Origin of the sequence: Xenorhabdus innexi (assembly GCF_002632485.1) — a bacterium.
GTDB lineage: Bacteria > Pseudomonadota > Gammaproteobacteria > Enterobacterales > Enterobacteriaceae > Xenorhabdus > Xenorhabdus innexi.
The window spans coordinates 1-19,690 of sequence record NZ_NIBU01000031.1 but is presented as its reverse complement, the minus strand read 5'-3'; the positions used below and the strand labels follow the sequence as shown (position 1 = coordinate 19,690).

The 19,690-nt window shown below is 44.3% G+C and carries 27 protein-coding genes; 18 read left to right on the top strand and 9 right to left on the bottom strand.

All coding sequences use genetic code 11. The annotated features are described in order from the left end of the window. Window positions 1-195: 195 nt before the first annotated feature. The 7 genes from Xinn_RS12655 to Xinn_RS12620 form a co-directional block, all read right to left on the bottom strand. Entirely contained in the window at window positions 196-420 is a 225-nt protein-coding gene (locus Xinn_RS12655; protein WP_086956791.1) for a Lar family restriction alleviation protein, read from the bottom strand. A 198-nt stretch (window positions 421-618) separates the two neighbouring features. Then, window positions 619-1,077: a lysis protein gene (locus Xinn_RS12645; protein ID WP_086956789.1), complete on the bottom strand. Its 459-nt coding sequence runs from the start codon at window positions 1,075-1,077 to the stop codon at window positions 619-621. Window positions 1,078-1,176: 99 nt separating this feature from the next. Continuing rightward, window positions 1,177-1,716, bottom strand: coding sequence for a lysozyme (locus Xinn_RS12640; protein ID WP_086956788.1), 540 nt, complete (start codon window positions 1,714-1,716; stop codon window positions 1,177-1,179). Then, the gene (locus Xinn_RS12635) at window positions 1,697-1,882 is read right to left on the bottom strand and encodes a phage holin family protein (RefSeq protein WP_086956787.1); all 186 of its coding nucleotides are present in this window, start codon (window positions 1,880-1,882) and stop codon (window positions 1,697-1,699) included. The genes Xinn_RS12640 and Xinn_RS12635 overlap by 20 nt, the downstream gene beginning before the upstream one ends. Window positions 1,883-2,549: 667 nt before the next feature. Continuing rightward, window positions 2,550-2,915: an antiterminator Q family protein gene (locus Xinn_RS12630; RefSeq protein ID WP_086956786.1), complete on the bottom strand. Its 366-nt coding sequence runs from the start codon at window positions 2,913-2,915 to the stop codon at window positions 2,550-2,552. 387 nt (window positions 2,916-3,302) lie between these two features. Then, entirely contained in the window at window positions 3,303-5,576 is a 2,274-nt protein-coding gene (locus tag Xinn_RS12625) for a DUF5906 domain-containing protein (protein WP_086956785.1), read from the bottom strand. A 14-nt stretch (window positions 5,577-5,590) separates the two neighbouring features. After that, complete coding sequence (locus tag Xinn_RS12620; RefSeq protein WP_086956784.1) at window positions 5,591-5,785, bottom strand: helix-turn-helix transcriptional regulator; 195 nt, start codon at window positions 5,783-5,785, stop codon at window positions 5,591-5,593. 146 nt (window positions 5,786-5,931) lie between these two features. Between Xinn_RS12620 and Xinn_RS12615 the strand changes: the two genes are divergently transcribed. The 8 genes from Xinn_RS12615 to Xinn_RS12585 all read left to right on the top strand — a co-directional run bounded on the left by Xinn_RS12615 (window position 5,932) and on the right by Xinn_RS12585 (window position 11,788). Beyond that, on the top strand, window positions 5,932-6,603 hold the full coding sequence (locus tag Xinn_RS12615) for a S24 family peptidase (protein WP_086956783.1): 672 nt from the start codon (window positions 5,932-5,934) through the stop codon (window positions 6,601-6,603). 424 nt (window positions 6,604-7,027) lie between these two features. Beyond that, complete coding sequence (locus tag Xinn_RS12610) at window positions 7,028-7,480, top strand: helix-turn-helix domain-containing protein (protein ID WP_086956782.1); 453 nt, start codon at window positions 7,028-7,030, stop codon at window positions 7,478-7,480. Window positions 7,481-7,811: 331 nt separating this feature from the next. After that, the gene (locus tag Xinn_RS12605) at window positions 7,812-8,201 is read left to right on the top strand and encodes a hypothetical protein (RefSeq protein ID WP_086956781.1); all 390 of its coding nucleotides are present in this window, start codon (window positions 7,812-7,814) and stop codon (window positions 8,199-8,201) included. Between the two features lie 122 nt (window positions 8,202-8,323). Continuing rightward, on the top strand, window positions 8,324-8,455 hold the full coding sequence (locus Xinn_RS23135; protein WP_280176143.1) for a hypothetical protein: 132 nt from the start codon (window positions 8,324-8,326) through the stop codon (window positions 8,453-8,455). Window positions 8,456-8,470: 15 nt separating this feature from the next. Further along, window positions 8,471-9,220: a hypothetical protein gene (locus tag Xinn_RS12600; protein WP_086956780.1), complete on the top strand. Its 750-nt coding sequence runs from the start codon at window positions 8,471-8,473 to the stop codon at window positions 9,218-9,220. A gap of 2 nt (window positions 9,221-9,222) precedes the next feature. Next, entirely contained in the window at window positions 9,223-10,521 is a 1,299-nt protein-coding gene (locus tag Xinn_RS12595; protein WP_086956779.1) for a DUF2800 domain-containing protein, read from the top strand. Window positions 10,522-10,540: 19 nt separating this feature from the next. Further along, window positions 10,541-11,104 carry a DUF2815 family protein gene (locus Xinn_RS12590; RefSeq protein ID WP_086956778.1) on the top strand — a complete coding sequence of 188 codons (564 nt, stop codon included), beginning with the start codon at window positions 10,541-10,543 and terminating at the stop codon, window positions 11,102-11,104. 48 nt (window positions 11,105-11,152) lie between these two features. Then, complete coding sequence (locus Xinn_RS12585; RefSeq protein ID WP_086956777.1) at window positions 11,153-11,788, top strand: Nmad5 family putative nucleotide modification protein; 636 nt, start codon at window positions 11,153-11,155, stop codon at window positions 11,786-11,788. Between the two features lie 50 nt (window positions 11,789-11,838). Here Xinn_RS12585 and Xinn_RS12580 read toward each other — a convergent pair whose 3' ends face one another. Continuing rightward, complete coding sequence (locus Xinn_RS12580) at window positions 11,839-12,561, bottom strand: hypothetical protein (RefSeq protein WP_086956776.1); 723 nt, start codon at window positions 12,559-12,561, stop codon at window positions 11,839-11,841. Between the two features lie 30 nt (window positions 12,562-12,591). Here Xinn_RS12580 and Xinn_RS12575 point away from each other — a divergent pair, with 30 nt between their 5' ends. From Xinn_RS12575 to Xinn_RS12535, 10 genes are all read left to right on the top strand, one after another. Continuing rightward, window positions 12,592-14,655 (top strand): DNA polymerase, encoded by a 2,064-nt coding sequence (locus Xinn_RS12575; RefSeq protein ID WP_086956775.1) that lies wholly within the window; start codon window positions 12,592-12,594, stop codon window positions 14,653-14,655. Between the two features lie 3 nt (window positions 14,656-14,658). Further along, complete coding sequence (locus Xinn_RS12570; RefSeq protein ID WP_086956774.1) at window positions 14,659-14,934, top strand: hypothetical protein; 276 nt, start codon at window positions 14,659-14,661, stop codon at window positions 14,932-14,934. 9 nt (window positions 14,935-14,943) lie between these two features. Further along, the gene (locus tag Xinn_RS12565) at window positions 14,944-15,156 is read left to right on the top strand and encodes an ANR family transcriptional regulator (protein WP_086956773.1); all 213 of its coding nucleotides are present in this window, start codon (window positions 14,944-14,946) and stop codon (window positions 15,154-15,156) included. Next, window positions 15,143-15,412 (top strand): PDDEXK family nuclease, encoded by a 270-nt coding sequence (locus Xinn_RS12560; RefSeq protein ID WP_086956772.1) that lies wholly within the window; start codon window positions 15,143-15,145, stop codon window positions 15,410-15,412. The genes Xinn_RS12565 and Xinn_RS12560 overlap by 14 nt, the downstream gene beginning before the upstream one ends. Further along, a complete protein-coding gene (locus tag Xinn_RS12555) occupies window positions 15,405-15,875 on the top strand; it encodes a class I SAM-dependent methyltransferase (protein WP_086956771.1) in 471 nt (156 codons plus the stop codon). Before Xinn_RS12560 ends, Xinn_RS12555 begins: the two co-directional genes overlap by 8 nt. Before the next feature lie 171 nt (window positions 15,876-16,046). Beyond that, complete coding sequence (locus Xinn_RS12550) at window positions 16,047-16,349, top strand: hypothetical protein (RefSeq protein WP_086956770.1); 303 nt, start codon at window positions 16,047-16,049, stop codon at window positions 16,347-16,349. 80 nt (window positions 16,350-16,429) lie between these two features. Next, window positions 16,430-16,597: an eL43 family ribosomal protein gene (locus Xinn_RS22020; RefSeq protein ID WP_169923573.1), complete on the top strand. Its 168-nt coding sequence runs from the start codon at window positions 16,430-16,432 to the stop codon at window positions 16,595-16,597. A 58-nt stretch (window positions 16,598-16,655) separates the two neighbouring features. After that, on the top strand, window positions 16,656-18,038 hold the full coding sequence (locus Xinn_RS12545; RefSeq protein WP_086956769.1) for a DEAD/DEAH box helicase: 1,383 nt from the start codon (window positions 16,656-16,658) through the stop codon (window positions 18,036-18,038). Window positions 18,039-18,069: 31 nt separating this feature from the next. Continuing rightward, on the top strand, window positions 18,070-18,294 hold the full coding sequence (locus tag Xinn_RS12540; RefSeq protein ID WP_086956768.1) for a DUF4224 domain-containing protein: 225 nt from the start codon (window positions 18,070-18,072) through the stop codon (window positions 18,292-18,294). Further along, entirely contained in the window at window positions 18,294-19,310 is a 1,017-nt protein-coding gene (locus Xinn_RS12535; RefSeq protein ID WP_086956767.1) for a tyrosine-type recombinase/integrase, read from the top strand. Before Xinn_RS12540 ends, Xinn_RS12535 begins: the two co-directional genes overlap by 1 nt. A gap of 64 nt (window positions 19,311-19,374) precedes the next feature. Here the strand turns inward: Xinn_RS12535 and Xinn_RS23435 are convergent. Further along, window positions 19,375-19,690 (bottom strand): transposase (locus Xinn_RS23435; protein ID WP_211285986.1); only part of this gene is annotated, 316 nt, incomplete at its 5' end.

Genomic DNA, 19,690 nt, shown 5'->3' with positions numbered 1-19,690 from the left:
ACAAAAAATCACGTACCCCATCGTGCCAATAATGGTTGATAAATAATCCCCATCATTGATGGACAAATACCAGCTAATGGGAGCCAGTACAGTGAGAACGAGAAAAAAGAGTAATAAGCTTATTCCTGCCATTAGCTTTTGGTAACTAAAATCATTCATTGACACACCGCCCTAACACACTCCCACACCCCAGAATCATTTGCTCTGGGGTTGAATATTTTCCACTCTCTGGTTCCAAACCTTGATCGCTTCCGTATAAGCTTCTCCGACATCATCAAACCAACATGCATGAGAACCCGAAGCATCACAGTTATAGCAATTAACCCACGCTTCGTAATCTTTATCAGCAAAATCATAATGGTGTTCAGTTCCCACGTTATCACTACCACAAAACGGGCACGGTTTGAGTTCATTTGCCATTATTATCTTCCTCTACACTCAGTCTTCACATAACCCTGCAATCCACTAATTTCCAATGCACTCAAGACATATTTTTTTCCGTCTATTTGGAAGTGGAAATGAAATGGAAATTTAGGAGTTGTGTAATCGCAATTGTGGAACATTGCTAAGATTCTATTTCTCAAATATTGACTCTGATCTATACCGAGAATTATCACATTACTCATTGATACCCCCACATTCCGCCTTCACATAACCTTGCAAATACTTCAGTTTTGCCCGGTCGTTGATGATGCCTTCTCGGATATCGAGAACAATTGATCCAGTTTCTCCAGTGAGTTCGACGGTGGTTGCATCGACCACGCTGCCGGAGGAAGGGGCTTCTGGCATGGGACAGGTGGCCTTGATGCGCAGCTTACGACGACCAGCGGCAACATCAGCCCGAAGAGTGTCGATTTCAGCTTTGGCATGGGCGAGTTCCTGTGTGTGTTTGCTATCCAGTTCATACAACATCTCAATGTGCGTGTTCTGGTAGTTGATGGTGTCGGTTAATTGCTGAACTTCCGTTGCTTTATCTTGGGTATCCTGCCTCTGTTTCTCATATTTTGAGTAGTAGTGCTGGGCAGCATATGAAGCCCCCGCCAGAGCAATAACCAAAACAATGATTAGCCTCTTCATAACAGCAGTGCCCCTATGAACAGAAACCAGCCCCAACCGTCACGACCACCAATTGCCAAGATGAAAGCAAACAGAAACATCAAGCCCGCCAAAGAGTGCTTAGTCATCCAACCCCCAGCATGTTAATTCCGATTCCTGAGTACGTCGCTCTACCTGACCGTAACAGCCGTTCGCCTGACCTTTGGTTTGTCGACAATCTCTGCCGCCGTCAAATATCCAGCGTTTGATTTCATTACACGCCCCTTGCTTATCGCCTGCATTCAGTTTCCGGTAGAACGTGGAAGAGAAGCATTTACCGGGGCCGATGTTGTACGGGCAGAAACTGGCAATGCCTGCTATCTGCGGTTCAGTCAGTGGCACGTTGATATGGCTTCTGACCCATGCAATGGCCTGCTCCGCTTCTTTCGCGTTAAGGTCACGGCATTGGTTCGGTGTCAGTTGCATACCCTGCCTGACCGGAGCACCATCAATTCGGGTCACGCCCCTGCAGATTGTCCAGATGCCGCCTGCGTCCCGATACGCCGATAACCGGTTGCCTTCTTTCTCGTCGAGGAACTGAGCGAGTATTGCCGTAGCGCCTGCACCCGTTAGCACCAGACCTATAACCGCTGCCGTAAGCTTAGTCTTGCCCTTTGCCATTGCGGGTATGCTCCTTGTGCTTGTAGTACCAGTTCACGGCAAAGGTGGCTATCGTACAGATAATGCCAATGACGATAGCCCAGTCGTTTAGTGAGAGTGCCCCAAAAAGCGCTGTAAAAGCGCCCCATGTGTACGCAGTGGGGCTTGTGTATTTGTCCATACGCATATATCCACCCCACTGTCGGAGTGACCATTAGATGATTTGATGTGAAAAAAAAAAGCCCTCGGGATCGAGGGCAACGGATACGCAGAGCGTAACTTGTAGCAGGTATAAATCTGCTTATTTTCAGAGGCTAAATTGTGGTCCTGCCTAATTGAGTGATGTGGCCGACTGGAACATGTAATTTCCGCACCACCCCCAGAACTTTATCATATAGGCGTCTGGAATCCTGTATACGCCATTGGCTGACCGTTCACACCTATTTCAGTCTCATACACCCCCGTGTTAGCGAGAATTTAATGTTTATGAACGGTCAGCCAATGGCATAGATAATTTGTTAAAAAACGGCTCTATTTAACATAATGAGTCTTAGGCGAACCCGCGATTTTCAACTCAATTAAAATGTCACCCCAAACAGCTAAAAGTGACAATCTTCTCGCACGAAATTAACGGATTTAATCTATAACATTTTGTTAACAAATAGCCACTATTGGAGTTCAGGCAAATATTGAGGGGTAAGCGCTGTTTTGCCTACTTTTCAGTTTTTGCACCAAAAAGAAAAGGCATCCGATGTTGGACGCCTTTTCTCAGGATCAAAAAACCATTTTTAGCACAATAGCACATGTTTTGCGCAGCGCACTAATGTTTTTAAACTGATTGCTTAAATTTTAATCTAAAAATCCATATCTAATTGAATATCAAGCATATCTAGGCAACCCGCGATAAAGCTCTCAGCAACCTGCATTTTGTGCCGTACCAAACTCTCTGACACGCGCAGGTCACGGGCTATCTCCCGCTTAGAGCGCCCGTGCATGTAATGCTGCTGGATATATTCCAGCTCCTCATCTCTTCCCCGTGCCTGTAACCGTGCAACGCACAGATCGACGATAAGCCCGTCAGCATCGCTGCATGTCGGTCTGCTGTCGCCACTGGCAGGAAGCAGGCCACTAAAACCAGCGGCGACAGGCGACCAACTTACTTGTGTCGCGTCGCTGGACCATCCACCCCAACGAACTAAAACCTGTTGAATATCGCGCATAGAATTTTGTCCTGTAGTTTGTTGTACTGAGAAATTATTTTTCTAGAAGCCGTCTCGCTTACGTGCCGGTGTGCTCTATTAGCGCTAAAAGCCAATGGCCTCTCGCGACTTATTTTTTCCTTGGGTTGCAGGTGAGGTGTCAGATAAAAATGAAACTGCCACCTGCTTAAACCCTTGTGAACTCTAGCTTTGCCGTTTTTAAGTGGCAGGTGGCAGATACTTTCAAAATAAATACATGCGCATATGCGTGCGTGTGTGTGTGCGTGCGCGTACATGTATATCTTTAAAACAACTGCCACCTGACACCTTTTACATTTAACATATTGTTTAATAGGTATTTTACGAGGTGGCAGATAGTTTTTTATCTGCCACCATCTGCCACCTTTTTCACACTACATTTAGCAATTTTTCGCATTTTTCCAGTTCAGCACGAATATGTTCATTACTATTCGCCTTGTCATTCTTCGCTAAAAGCCAAGGGCGTTCTTTTTTACCGTTAAACTTAATTGCATTTGCCTGACTCAAACCCTTACTGCGAAGAATATTACTTACTCGTTTTGGGTTGATATCTGCCTCAAGACCGATTTCCAAAGCGATATAATTCACTATCTGTTGATAAGTCATAGCCGCAACCGGAGGGTTTGCAATTAAGTCAAACAGCACGGTGTCTACATCTGATCGGCTACTCTCTATCATTAATCGCCGTTCTTCAGTCTCAGGGGCACGCTGCCAATCGAAATCATCCAGATTAATCGCCATCAGATACCAATAAACCTGTGCGATAAACTCAGGATCTTTTAGGGCCTGATACAATGGGTTGAAATATTTTTCATCCTGTAAAAAATCAGGACCACCTAACACGGCAATACGGCGATCTTCTTCTGGCAAAAAAAGCGCGTCTATATGGTTAGAAAAAAACAAGAAGCTGGTGAAAATATCCATTGTTATTTTCTTGCCGTATTTGTTATTCACTTCAAATCGCGGTTCAGTCAGTAAATCTCGAAGCTGATCGTTAATCGAATAACGTTTATCGATGTTCTCCTTCACCTCATCGACCGTGCATAACAGTGAGTGATAGAGATAGTCATGGAACTGGTTAGCACAAATCACGTCCATCTTGGCGCGGGTACAGTTCCAAGAACCTAATATGGCTTCCATGAGCTGGATAACCCAACCTCGCCCCGTACCATGTAGTACGGAGATATGTAGCGTGGTGATAGGACAACGACGTGCAGGCCGCTGTACCATCCAAGCAAGGCGAGCAATAAAAAACCATTTTTGTGCGGGGTTAGGTAACAGATAATCCATATGTTTGAGAAAGATATTTTTAGCCTTCTCGAAATTGCTCACTTTCGGATGTGGAGGTAAATAGAACTCGTTAATTTCCAGCCAGCCATCAAGCCCCTGAATCAAGCGCCCTTCTCCCGGACGATAACCGGTGCTCTCCGCAACGACCTTCTTCGGGTTCTCCAGCCATTTCTTTGTTGCGGGTACAGGCTCTTTCTTTCCCTTACCTACCGGGGGAAATTGATACGGTGCCATCAGGTTTTTAAAGGACTTCATATCCATAATGCTACGGTACGGCGGACGGGACAGATCGCAAACTTGGTCCCCTTTCACCACATAGATAAACCTTTCCAGAAAGTGGCTACTCATATCCGTATCAATATCAGTGAACTCAGATTCACCCTCACTTTTCTGCGCTGTCAGATCTTCAAAATCATCGATGCCAAAACCAATAGCATTCAGGAAATCGCCATCATTACGATGCGCACAGGAAGCATGCAGGCACTTGAAGTGCCCGACCTTAAAACCTGCTGTGCTTGAGGGGAAATAAGCCGTACTGGTGGTGTCGCTTTCGATGCTATGACCATCGGCAAACGGGCATTTGATATAACGCTCGCCGTTTCTACCGGTATCCAATGTCCAGCCGTTCGCGTCCAGATAGTCGGCGGTTTCATCAGTTGCGTTAGGGGTAGAAATACTGAGGTCACGTACCTGACCGGCAACATTCGCGGTGGTCGAATCAGTCACAGGCAACTGCTCAGCCAACGCTGACCAAAGCATTTCTAGCTGCTCTGGCGTAATTTCGAGGGGGTCAGTAGGTAAACCACCGTCCCATTGAATACGTGCGCCGCTGGGATGTGTCCCCGCAGCAACAAACTGTTGACCCTGCGCCAACAGCTCAATAATACCTAACTCCCCTTCCAAACGATGGATACGCTTACGGTATTCACCCTTGACGGACAACATGTACAGGCACTTGTTGGAGTTATTGCGATAACGGCGCGGAGGCAGTTTGCCAAACATTTTCATTAAGAGTGCCTGGATCTGAGCCTGCACATTTTCATTTTCACTGTCACAATCCAGCGCCAGTTCATCCCAACCGGTACGCAAGCAAAAACCGTAATCCGACTCTTTCGACCACAGCGCGATATCAGAATCAGTCGCCGTTTTCTCCGTCCAACGGGGAATACCCGCTACTTTACGTGAACTATTGTAACGGCTAGGAGTCTTACCAATGCTTTTCAATGATGAATCGGGGGACACTTGGGCGTCAGGGTTGCACACAATAGGTAACAGTTTATCCGCAAGACCAAGTAGCAGATCGAAATTGTTCCACTCATCCGGCGTCGCCCCCCAGCGTTTTTGTTCTAACATATGGTTACGCCCTATTATTTTTCGCTCATAAACTCGGTATAGAAACGCTCAATAGCACGAACAGTAGATAACCGGGGGTCATTACTTTCCCCCATATAGATTCTGCTTAAAGACGATTGGCTAACACCGGTACGTTCGGCTAGTTGTGCCTGCGTGAAACCCGACTCAATTAATTTTCTAACCATCTTATGAGGTGAAAAATCATACATAGCTTAAACTCCTTTAGGTTGATGTATGATTAAAAATACCCAAAATTGAATTAACATTCAACCCGAAACTTAATTTTAAAAGAAGTTAGAATATGCCAATATGCACAAGTGATTTGATTGCAAAACGATCTAGAGGCTAAAAAAGAATGTCGTCACTCACCGATATGTTAATCAGCAACATTAGATACCTAATGTATAGACATGATATTAGCAGTTTCACAGAACTCGCTAAGCGTTTGAAAATGCCGCAATCAACGATGCACCGGATATCGGTAGGGGAAATTAAAGACCCCAAATATTCAACGTTAAAACAAATAGCTGATTATTTTGGAGTCTCTGCGATAGACTTGATTGAATGTGACTTGCAAAATACGCAACCAACAACAGTTATTGAAGTAGAGGGTGAGTACTACCCTCATACATACCCACAGATCCCAATACGTAATGACGTCACCCTTAGCGATGAAGATAACAATACAGAACTGAAACCCTCAGAGAATAATGGATATCTTCGATGGCCTTCGCACGATGTCAATGCTTACGCAGTTAAGTGCACAGGGGCGTCACTGATGCCACGTATTAAAGAAGGGGAATTTGTTGTCGTAGAACCGAGTCACGAGGTTACCCCGGGAGATGAAGTTTTAATTATAACAATAGACGGGAAGGTTACTGTCAAAACTTTTATATTTGAAAGGGATGGAAATTTACACTTGATACCTGTCAACGAAGACCACGCCCCTACTCGCCTCCCTAAAAATGATATTGAAACCCTCCACTATGTTGCTGGTATAGCAAAACCAGACCTAATAAAACATTAATATAATAAAAATCAATTAGATAAAAAATGGCCGCTAAAATGCGGCCTTTCTTTTTGCAAAAATAATTCTATTTTGGGTTGACATTCATATGTGAGTTAACTTATAAATTAATTATTGAATTTTTTAACCATAAAATGAATTACGCTCTTTAACAATTTATAAAGTCGGAACAGCACACTCCCTACTGTTTAGACCCCTATGCATGAAGTACTGCGATGTACCATCGGACGCGATCCGGTCGATGGGATGATTAGCTCCGCACGAGAGTGAGTAACGGGCGCGAACGGGGAACACTGGCAGTAGGGGTGTGCGAGCGCAAATTCAACCAAAAGGAGGAACATAACTACAATTAGAGCGGCTAATTATAGGCCATTTAGTAAGTGGCCTATGGCGAGTCAACTTTAACAATAAAAAGGTGAGAATAATGACCTTAGAAACAGAACTGTTACCTAAAAACATATCGTATTTAATGGCTATACACGAGATAAAAAGTGTCACTAGGCTAGCCGAATGTGTAGGAATGCAACAGGCAACATTGCATAGAACATTAACAGGTGAAGTTAAAGACCCAAAATACTCTACGCTGAAAACAATAGGTGATTATTTCGGGCGTACCCCCGCTGAACTAATGGAATGCGATTTAGCGGAATATGATGGAGGAAGGCCGTATATTCATCCCATCTGCAATACTGAAGAATCTAAATTTCAAGCTCTACCACCAGAAGCTCAAACAGCAGTGATTGAAGCCTATAAAGAAATAGTTATAAAGGAAGCAAAACCATTCCCAGACCCATCAGGAGTATCACATCAAACAGCAAGACTCGAAAATCTGGCTGAAAGTTTAGTGAAGGGTTTTTCAAAACTTATTGATAGTTAATACCCAAGCTGCATTCTGATATATTCCTGAGATCGACAATAAAATACATGAGGGAATATGTCAGCTTACGATATCTTCGAATATTTACTGTTCAAACTCGCGTTATTCGGTTATTCATTCTGGTTTGTTTGCATTCCAGCCGGATTGCTTTTTGCTTATGTGACAATTAAAACAAAAAAGATAGCCATAAAGTTTTTATGCGCAATATTGTCTTTATTGTTTTTAGTTGCTCTCACTATAGGTCGAATAATGTAACCAAAAACAGTAATTGCCTTTTAAACAGCCTCGCAAAAAGCGAGGTTTTTTATTACCTGAGTACAGGAAAATAAAAATGACCAAGCACATACACGCTGATTTAATGACGCAGTATGCAACAATTGCACAAACATCAAGCTCCCCGTGGGAGCATTTCCAATATAGAGAGTACCAAGATGATGAATGGTCTGATTGCCGTGGGCCTGTTGAATTCTGGTTCGATCATGACTATCGGTTAAAACCTTTTCGTATCGGTGAATACGATGTTCCTGAACCAGTGAGGAAGCCGTTAGAGAATGATCAGGAATATTATTATCCAGTTATATCGGGAGTTGCTTTTTGTGGACATATTTATTGGGCTGGAGATAACCTTGATAAAGATAGACTACAACGCGGTCTAATCCACCTTACCCAAGAAGCCGCCGAACTACACGCCAAAGCACTTATATCCCTGACTCAACGATAACACCTCCTTAATGGGCGTACCCCTTACGCCCATATCAAAAAACACATTCTCTTGGTAAACCACCCGGCAATTAATTTCTGTTGGGTGTGCTTTTTGATATGCATAACGAGGAGTTAAAGGCCGTGAAACCGAAAGTAATTCCTGTAGACAAGTACCCGATAAGCAATACCGTTCGTCGTCTTCGCTGGCAACGGAAATGTGAAGAACTCAAGCGTAATCCCAACACCCGATTTCCCATTACTCTGTACTCATAATAAAAGGCTAGAAAAATGAGCTTAGAAACACATATGGCTAAAAATAACGAGCTGCTGGAGATGTTAATCCCTTTGCTAAGGCGATTAGTGGCAGCAAATGACGAACAAATGGTTACTTCAGCTAACCCAGAACCGTTTGTTCAACTTGTGGTAGATAACATCGTACCCATCAACCAACCCGATAAAAAGAAAAAATCCAGTGTTAAAAAAGAAGTCGATAACACACCCGTTGATATCGAAACACTGGATTTAGAAACGGTCGTTGCCGTTGCCGTCTTGTTCAAAAATGATGCCTATGAGCTGACCGCCGATAAACTGGCGAAAGCCCGTGCGGTTATCGAAGGTGTCGGTGAAGAAGAACGTAACGGTCAAGCCGACGCACTGGATGCGGCACTACAGGGGTTACAAGAACTCAACACGCTGACAAAGGCCACTATTCTAGATCTGTGTCTGGAAATGCTGGGGAGCTGGGACGATATCCCCGGTATCACTGAACGTCGGGAATTTGCGCTAGCACTGTTGAAAGAAGGTACTACAACCACCAGCCACGACGAGGCGGAAGACTCCGACATCCAAGAAGAAGCCACTGACATACAAGCGTTAATCTCGCAAGCTGGGCAGCTTATTTTGCAACTAGCAAAAGGGGGTTACAAAGACGAAGCATTAGGCATTTTAGCTAAATATGGTGCCAAGAAACTGGGGCAAGTTCCCGACGAAAAGATCCCCGAAGTCATTCGGCTAGCCGAAGCTGCATTGGAGGGTTAGACATGCCGGAAGTACATGCACGTCTTTCGCCATCGTCAGCGCATAGGTGGCTGCACTGCCACGGTAGTCTGGCGATGGAAGCTGGAATAAAGGATACCGCGTCACCGTTCGCACTTGAAGGTACAGCGGCGCATGCCCTCGCGGAAAACGTCTTACGTAACCGACAGAAACCAACACTGGCAGACAGGCCCTTTACCATGGGCCAAACTGCTAACGAGTACATAGGCCAGTATGTTCTGCACAAGCCCGATACTCCACGGGTTAATGAGGAAATGGCCGAAGCTGTGGCGCAATACGTTGAAACGGTCTGGGGGCTAGCTCAAGGTAATGAGCTGATGATCGAACAGCGTGTCGATTTTTCTGATGTGATTGGGGTCGAGAAATCTTTCGGTACAGCAGATGCCATCATTATTAACGGTAACGAGCTACAAATTCATGACCTGAAATACGGTAAGGGCGTGAAGGTTTACGCGGAGGGTAACGAGCAATTGATGCTATACGCATTGGGTGCGCTGGATCAGTTTGAGATGTTGTATGAATTTGAGACCGTGCGCTTGTTCATCCACCAGCCACGCTTGAACCACGTTTCAGAATGGTCGGTCAGCGTTGAAGATTTACGGCAATTTGGCGAGCAAGCCAAAGAAGCCGCTGCATTAGTCATTGTCACCTTCAATATTGCCCAATGTGAAGGTGTCGAAACGTTACCCCAGGATTCGTTCACCCCAGGCGAAAAACAATGTCGATTTTGTAAGGCGAAAGCTAATTGTGAAGCCCTGACCCAGCATGTGATGAATACCCTCTTGGATGACTTTGACGATCTGACCCAGCCGTTAGAGCCTCAGTTACAGAACGCAAAGGAAAAAGTACCCCACTACGACAGCCTGACATTAGCAGACAAATATGCGCAGGTTGATTTTGTCGAAGGCTGGTGCAAGGCCGTTCGGATTCGAGTCAGTGATGAACTCAATGCGGGCCATCCCGTCCCCGGCTTTAAACTGGTAGAAGGTAAGCAAGGTAACCGGGCTTGGGGTATCGAAACAGACGCCGAAGCGATGTTAAAAGGCTTCAAACTCAAGCAAGACCAGATGTACACCAAGAAGTTAATCAGCCCAACGCAGGCAGAAAAGGTGCTGAAAAAAGAGTATCCGAAGAAGTGGGCCAAACTGGAAACACTCATCACACGGACTGACGGTAAGCCTACCGTAGTATCAGAATCTGACCCTCGTCCAGCACTGGACATCAACCCTATAAATGATTTTGACGACGTATCCGATGATGCGCTCGTTGCCGATCTTATCTAAACAATAAAAAGGTAGAACCATGAAAATTAGTTTGAAAAACGTGCGTCTGGCATTCCCTGAATTATTCGAAGCAACACAAGTTAATGGTCAAGGCGATTTTAAATACCGCTCAAATTTCCTTATTCCTAAAGAGCGCAAAGAGTTAGTTGCCGAAATAGAAGCTGCCATCCTCAAAGTGGCTACCGATAAATGGGGCGCTAAAGCCGCAGGCATTTTGAAAACCATCCGGGGCAATAACATGCGCTTTAATTTCCGTGATGGGGATGATAAGCCTGATTATGATGGTTATGCAGGCCACATGTATATTTCGGCCAGTAACAAAGCAAGGCCATTGGTAATTGATCGTGACCGCACACCTCTGACCGCTCAGGATGGCAGACCCTACTCCGGCTGTTATGTTAACGCCACCATCAGTATTTTTGCTTACGATAACAACGGTAAAGGTATCTCGGCTTCACTCGGCGGGGTGCAGTTCTTCCGCGATGGTGATGCATTCGCAGGCGGTGGGGTCGCGTCAGTGGACGAGTTTGATGACCTGAGCGAAGGTGCAGAAGACGCAGATTTCGAAGAATTAATTAGCTAACTAAATTGTCCCGCATAATTAGCGGGGCATTTTTCAGGATAAAAAACCATGACACAGAAAATATTAACCAAAGATATAAAATCTTTGATTGTTACAAATGCGCTGACTAAAGCCGGTATATTCGAGAAAGAAGATAAGTTATTTCAAGACCGAGCTGACTGGGCTGAGAAAATAAGAATCGAAGCCATCGGTGGTAAAAATATGGAACAGGGCATACAAGATATTATGTCCGAAATAGAAAAGCTGACAACTAAACTCCCTGAATCATTGCGCACAAATATCACACCTATAAATAGAAGTAATTGCGTAGGCATCAATCTAGCGGGCAGTCGTGTTTATGCTTATTTTAATGGTGCCCGTGAGCGTTTTAAATATCCCGATAGTCGAAAACACATAACCAAAATAACACCAGATAATACCACCCTATTAGCTGATAATCCGTTGGTTAATGAATTCTATGAATTAGAAAAGCGGCACGACGAATTAAAAAGTCAACGAGCCGATATCACTAATAATGTGGAAGCTGTCTTATTAAAAGTTCGAAGTGTCAAGCGGTTATTGGAAGAATGGCCGGAGGCTGCCGAATTATTACCTAAAGATATGGGAAAAGCCGCACCTGTTCCCGCCGTTCGCCGTGAAGCACTTAATACATTAATTGGATTACCGACGGAAGTAGTTAGTTGATTATAAAAAAAATGCCCCGTATAACTAACGGGGCAATCCTAAAAATGGTGTTATTCAGGTTTATTTAGATAACGAATAACTTCAGCTGAAAGGTGAGGGTCTAATTCCATTAATTGTGTATAGAAGTCACGGCGTGACTTACACTCTAAAGCAGGTTGTTTAGCTAACTCTTTTGGGTCTTCTATATAGTAATCATTCCCATATTTTTCAGCCAGTTTTACGTGAATTGATGCAATAGCCTCTTCAACTTGTTCTACAGGTAATCTATCTACTTTAACATTTTGGCTAATTGAATCAGCAATACTATTTAAATACGTTCTCTTAAAAGCTAAGTCTTTAGTATATTCTGCCATATTATGTATATCAGGGCTTCCCACCACCCCGGGGTATAATACATTAAAGCAAAACACACCTGAGGGATCCAAATTTAAAAAAGTGTCGAACATGTTCACAGTATGCTCGCCGAATTCGTTTACAGCCTCATCGGGAGCAGAATTTAAAAGACGGCCCAAATTACTATTAACCCAAGATTTGGTAGAAATCATCACATCTGATGTTGCATTATCAGAAGAAAAAGCTTGTTTATAAAAAACTTCAAATCTTTGAGGGTCTATTTTATTTAATGCTTCTAAAACAGGATACGTTTTTAAGATTCTATTCCGTTTTTGGACTTCATCCTCTTCTAAATACCCTTTTAGAAAAAAAAGAACAATTACAATAAAAGCGATGGTCTTAATCACAAATTTTCTTTTACCACTTTTAGAACTTCCCATGTATCCCTCATCAAAATATAACAGAATATTATGAACACTATACTCTGGCTCGATCTCGAAACCTATAGCGAGATACCGATAAAGAATGGTACTCACGCTTACGCCGAACATGCCGAAATTATGTTATTTGCATGGGCGGTTAACAATAACCCTGCTCAGGTATGGGATGTGACCAGCGGAGCGCCCATGCCAAAAGAATTACCTGAAATGTTACTCGATCCTACCGTTATTCTATTCGCTCATAACAGCCACTTTGACCGTACCGTTTTGCGCCATTATATGCCACAGTTACCCCTGAGTATTAGCCGCTGGCGTGACACGATGGTACAAGCACTAACCCACGGTTTACCGGGTGCTCTCGGTGCATTGTGTGAAGTCTTGGGTATTCCCGCTGACAAAGCCAAGGATAAAGAAGGTAAGGCGTTAATTCAGTTGTTTTGTAAGCCCAGACCTAAAAATTCAGCACTTCGCCGTGCCACCAGCAAAACTCACCCCGAAGAATGGAAGCGATTTGTGGCTTACGCTGGGTTGGATATTGAGGCTATGCGTGAAGTCCATAAGCGATTGCCTAAATGGAACTATCAGGGGGGTGAACTGGCGTTATGGCATCGTGACCAGCAGATTAATGATCGCGGTGTGTATATGGATATGGAACTGGCAAAATCCGCCGTTGCTGCCGTGGAGCAGGAGCAAAAACGACTGGCAAGACGTACACAGAAGCTGACCGATGGGGATGTTCAGGCAGCGACGCAACGTGATGCCATGTTACGGCATATCACCACAGCATTTGGTATCGAGCTGCCTGACATGCAAAAAAGTACCTTAGAACGTCGGATTAGCGATCCAGATATCCCCTTAGCATTACGTGAACTGTTATCTATCCGGTTGCAAGCGAGTACCACCAGCACCAGTAAATATAAGGCGTTGATGAACGGAATTAGTGCCGATAACCGACTGCGAGGAACCTTGCAATTTTGCGGGGCGTCACGTACCGGACGCTGGGCAGGACGCCTATTCCAACCCCAAAATTTATTGAGACCAACACTCCCCCAAACGACCATTGACGCCGGTATTGAGGCACTGAAAGCGGATTGTGCAGAACTCATCTATGACAACATCATGGAATTAACCAGTTCAGTGATACGTGGCGTTATTATCGCACCGGAAGGTAAGAAGCTGGTCATTACTGACTTGTCCAATATCGAGGGTCGAATGCTCGCATGGCTGGCAGGGGAAGACTGGAAATTAAAAGCCTTCGGTGAGTATGACAACGGTACAGGCCCTGACCTCTATAAACTGGCCTATGCCCGCGCATTCAACATCGAGCCAGAGGATGTCACGAAAGACCAGAGGCAAATCGGTAAGGTCATGGAATTGGGCTTAGGGTTCGGAGGCGGTGTTGCGGCTTTTGTGACATTCGCCCTCACCTACGCCCTTGATTTAGATGAACTGGCTACGGCAGCTTTACCCAATATTCCCATATCAATCCAGCGGGAAGCCCTGAAATGGTATAAGAAATCCGTCGAGCAGGATAATACCTACGGCTTGAGCGAACGGGTATTTATTACCTGTGATTCGCTTAAACGTATGTGGCGTAACGCGCACCCTGAAACGGTATCGTTCTGGTATGAACTGGAGGAGTCGGTGAAGAGGGCGATCAGTTCACCCAGTATCACTATCCCTTGCCGTAAGTTACGGGTTCGTCGCGATGGTGCATGGCTCCGTGTGGTATTACCGTCAGGACGTGCCGTATGTTACCCCTCACCTCGCCTTGAGGACGGACAGATCAGTTACATGGGCACTAACCCGTACAGCCGTAAATGGCAACGGTTGAAAACCTACAGCGGAAAGCTGGTGGAAAATGCTACCCAAGCCGCCGCCCGTGATGTCCTCGCCGGTAACATGCCATGTATAGAAGCATCCGGTTATGACATTGTACTAACGGTGCATGATGAAATTATCAGTGAAGCACCAGACACCCCTGATTACTCACCAGAACACCTAAGTTCACTACTCTCAACAAATCCCAACTGGGCACCAGATTTACCTTTGAACGCTGGCGGGTTTGAATCATATAGATACAGAAAGGATTAGATTATGAAACGTTGTGAAATATGCGGCGGCTATTATGGCAAGTCAAAGAAAGTTAATGTAGGTGAAAAATGTTGTTTTACTATAACTACCTCCCGCGACGGGCGTTCTTTTAACAGCCGCACGGTAACGGGGATTTTATTAATGTCAGAAAAACAGGGTGACGACTTTTCTGTCATGTACCGTAAAAAAGTCTACCACACTGATCATATTTCACACCCCAATGATCCGTCACCGCTGGCCTTAGCTTTTTCTGAAAGTTGTAATTGCCCTCGTCATTGAGATAACGCTATGTCATTTAAATATCGAGACAACCCGTTATATAAGATTTATGCGCGCGAGGCCGCGCGCATTGAACACGAGGGCGATTATTTACGGGCGTCGAAAGTCTGGAATAAAGCCGCTCGCCATTCCCGCAATACCTTGAATATTGAATGGGCAGAAATTCGCTCTGAATTTTGTTTAAAGCAATACCACAGGGATAAATTAAATGAAAATACGTGAAGACGTGATCGAAAGACATTTAGTCAATGAAGTGAAAAAAGCAGGTGGCATAGCTTATAAGTTCGTATCTCCCGGTCGGCGGGGTGTGCCCGACCGTATTGTTGTTTTACCCAATGGGCGTGTGGTGTTTGTCGAGTGTAAAGCCCCGGGCGAAAAGCCCCGACCTGACCAATTACGGGAGCACGAACGGCTCAGAGCACTGGGGCAAACGGTCGTTGTTTTGGATAGCAAAAAGGTGGAGGCAATCATTGGATAAACCTATTTTAGATATGTGTTGCGGCTCCCGAATGTTCTATTTCGATAAATCCAATCCTGATGTTTTATTTTGTGACATTCGCAGAGAGCAACATATTTTATGTGATGGCAGGGAGTTAAATATCAATCCCGATTTAATAGCCGATTTTAGAAACCTGCCATTCGAAAATAAGTCATTTAATTTAGTGATATTTGACCCGCCGCATTTAATTCGTGCGGGTGAAAGTGGCTGGCAACGTAAGAAATACGGTGCATTGGATAAAAATAATTGGCGCGATGATTTGGCTAATGGGTTTCTGGAGGCATTCAGGGTATTGAGGCCGGAGCGAATATTAATTTTTAAATGGAACGAAACTCAAATTAAAACCAGTGAAATATTGGCATTGACAGATATTAAACCGGTTATTGGGCATCCGTCAGGTAAGCGCGGATATACACATTGGATGACATTTTATAAGAGATAATACCACCATGAACACTATCCGCCATTCTTACCTATGGCGCTGGGTTTGGTTGCAAGTTTGGAATTTAAGTGAATGGAGCGGAATAGGTTTAGGTAAATTTGCTCCGTGGGTATTCCATCAAATGATTGGCTGTAATTATCCAGTTAAGAAAATAAAATAAGGAAACTGTTTATGAATAATGATTATAAAGACGAGCCATCATTAGCTACGTATATTAACAACCGAACATATCAATACACTGCTGAAATAGAAATAACACATTTTTTACAAGGTAAGAATTATGATGGTGAAAATATAGCTATCGCATATGGCAGGGTATTTAATGATAGCCAAAAACGATTCGAAGATGGAAAAGAAATAATAACATCTCCAGTAGTTAATCCTGACACTTATAAAACTGACGGGTATATCAAAACTCAAAATTCAGTTTATAAGATAAGGGGGGCGAGTGAAAATAAAGAATCTGTTCCTTGATTAACCCTCAATATAAACGTCAACTTCCCCTATCACGTTATCGATTATATGGCATAGGATACCTCAGAAAAGGAGGTAGTATGTCAAACAGCGATACAAATTTACCAAAGAAAACCATAAAAGAAGCCTACAAACCTAAAACATGTCCTTTTTGTAATTTCTATGGACTTAAACGTTATCCTGAAAATAACAGTTGGTCATGTAATCAATGTGGGCTTATGTGGACACCCGAAGAAGACAAACGATAAATACCCTACCCTGCACAAGCAGGGTTTTTTATATCTACCCCAGTTTTAAGGGCAAAGTATGAAGCCATTCACACCCCACCCCTACCAAAACCTGATCATCAATCATGAACTCGATATTTCCCGTTGTAATGTCTGGGCAGGTATGGGTATGGGAAAAAGCGTAGCAACACTCACCTCACTGGAATATCTGTACATGGCGGGTGTCGAAACACAACCGACATTAGTTTTAGCACCGTTGCGTGTGGCTCGCTCCACATGGCCTGACGAAGCGGTTAAGTGGAATCATCTGCACAATATCGAAGTTCAGCCAATTATTGGCAGTGTTAAGGAGCGTATGGACGCGCTCAAAAATACCAATGCCAGTGTCTTTACTACTAACTATGACAACCTTGTCTGGCTGGTGGAAACGTTAGGAAATAAATGGCCGTTCGCTACCGTCATCGCAGATGAAAGTACACGACTTAAATCATTTCGGTTACGTAAAGGTGGCAAGCGTGCCGCAGCACTGGCAAAGGTTGCTCATAAATATGTTCGCCGCTGGGTTAATCTCACCGGTACACCATCCCCGAATGGTTTAGTCGATTTATGGGGGCAAGCATGGTTTGTCGATCAGGGTGAACGATTAGGCCGGACGTACAGTGCTTTTACTTCACGCTGGTTCAATAGCATCCGCTTTCCGGGTCAGCAATGGGTGAAGTTAGAGCCGTGGCCATTTGCTCAGGAACAGATGCAAACAGCCTTAAACGATGTGACTATCGCCCTTGATGCTGCTGATTGGTTCGATATTGAAGAGCCTATCCATAACGTTATCCATGTCGATCTACCTGCCAAAGTCCGCCAGCAATATAAAGCAATGGAAAAAGAGATGTTCATGGAGCTGGATAGTATAGGAGTCGAAGCGTTAAACGCAGCAGCCAAGACAGTTAAATGCTTACAAATCGTCAGCGGTGCTATCTATACCGACGAGAACGGCAACTGGCAAGAGTTGCATGACGCTAAATTACAGGCTCTGGACAGTATCATTGCTGAATCGGGAGGAATGCCCGTGCTGGTGGCTTACCACTGGAAGCACGATTTAGCCAGATTACTGAAAGCCTTTCCCAAAGGCAGGCACCTTGATTCAGATCCGCAGACTTTACGCGACTGGAACGCGGGGAAAATCCCCGTAATGTTCGCGCACCCTGCCAGTGCCGGACACGGTTTAAATCTACAGGACGGCGGCAATATTTTAGTGTTCTTTTCTCACTGGTGGGACTTAGAACAGTACCAACAAATCATTGAACGCATCGGCCCTACTCGACAGATTCAAGCCGGGTACAACCGCCCAGTATTCATTTATCACATTATTGCCACCGGTACGGTAGATGAGCAGGTCATGGAGCGACGCAATTCAAAACGCGAAGTTCAGGACATTTTATTAGAAGCTATGAAGAGGAAGTAAGTATTCTCTTATCTGTAAATTAGAGGTCAATATGAATGCAAAAAGCGGCATTATCAGTGACGCAGATATCATAGAATTAACGGGATACCTAATCCCCTCTAAGCAGTGCGAAGCCTTAAGAGAAGCCGGTATATTCTTTGTTATCCGCAAAGATGGCAAACCTCGAACAACATGGGAACATTTCAATAACCCTTTAGCACAGAGAGCTACCACCACGCAGGTTGTCCAAGAACCTAACTTTGGAGCGTTAGACTAATGGCTAGAAAACGTAATAATCCAGCGGATAATTGGATGCCCCCACGTGTCCGGCGGGGGCGGTCTGCGTATGAGTTTCAGACCCCAGATTGCCGGACTATTCGTTTATGTGATTTTTCAGCGACTCAAACTGAAGTCTGGATAGCTTACGAAAAGATGCTGGCTGAAGAGAAAAACGAGGAAACATTGGCTGCGCTAGTTAAGGCTTTTTTCCGTTCACCCGACTTTACTGATCTCAGTCCGCAGACCCAAAGCGATTACTTGAAAAACTCCAAAAAACTTCTACCAGTTTTTGGAAAAATGCACCCGAATAATGTAAAGCCAGAGCACGTTCGTAAGTATATGGATAAGCGCGGAATGAAAAGTAAAACACAAGCAAACAGGGAAAAGAATTTTCTATCACGGGTATATGGCTGGGGGTATGAACGGGGATTGGTTGAGAGGAATCCTTGTAAAGGTGTTCGGCAATTCAAAGAAAAAGCACGCGACCGCTATATTACCGATGAGGAATATAACGCACTTTATTCCATCTCACCGCCAGTCGTTCAGGTTGCGATGGAGCTTGCATATTTATGTTGCGCCAGACAATCCGATATCTTGGCACTGACCTATGCCCAAATCAACGACACCGGCATATTTATTAAACAGAGTAAAACGTCCGTTTCTCAAATTAAAGCATGGACAGAACGATTACATAACGCGATTGAACTCAGTAAAACGTTACCCATAGATAAAGGTATGAGCAGTATTTACGTTCTACATCAACGCAACGGAACACGATATGCCAGAGACGGATTTAACAGCCGTTGGCGAAAAGCCAGAGAACAGGCGGCTCAAAATTTTCCTGAGTTGGATTTTCACTTCACCTTTCATGATTTGAAAGCAAAAGGTGTTTCAGATCTTGAAGGGCCACTGGCGGAAAAACAGCAAATATCCGGGCATAAAAATATCACGCAAACGGCACGGTATGATCGAAAAGTGAATGTTGTTCCTGTCGTTGGAGGGCAGAAAAAATAGCTCTCGAAATAAGAACCTCATCACGCCAAGGTACTTCTAGTGGTGTATTCTGCAATTAATGACATCACTTTGTATTCCCACGGTAAAGCCACTTAAAAGGTTTAGCTAATACCCGGTTGTAATATTCGATATATTTTAAAATGCATGTCCGTAATATCGCTTTGCTGCTGACGGAAAGCCGCCTGAGCAAATGTCGGGAGACCAGACTGAACCAACATTCAATTTGATTTAACCAGGAAGCGTGTTTGGGGGTATAAACGAATCGGATCCGATGTGTCGGGTCTGATAGAAACTGCATGCGTGTCTCCATGGATTGAAGCGTTCCCCACTGGCCTTTCACTCCCAGTCCCTCATTAAGACCACAGGCTTCGGCAATGAAT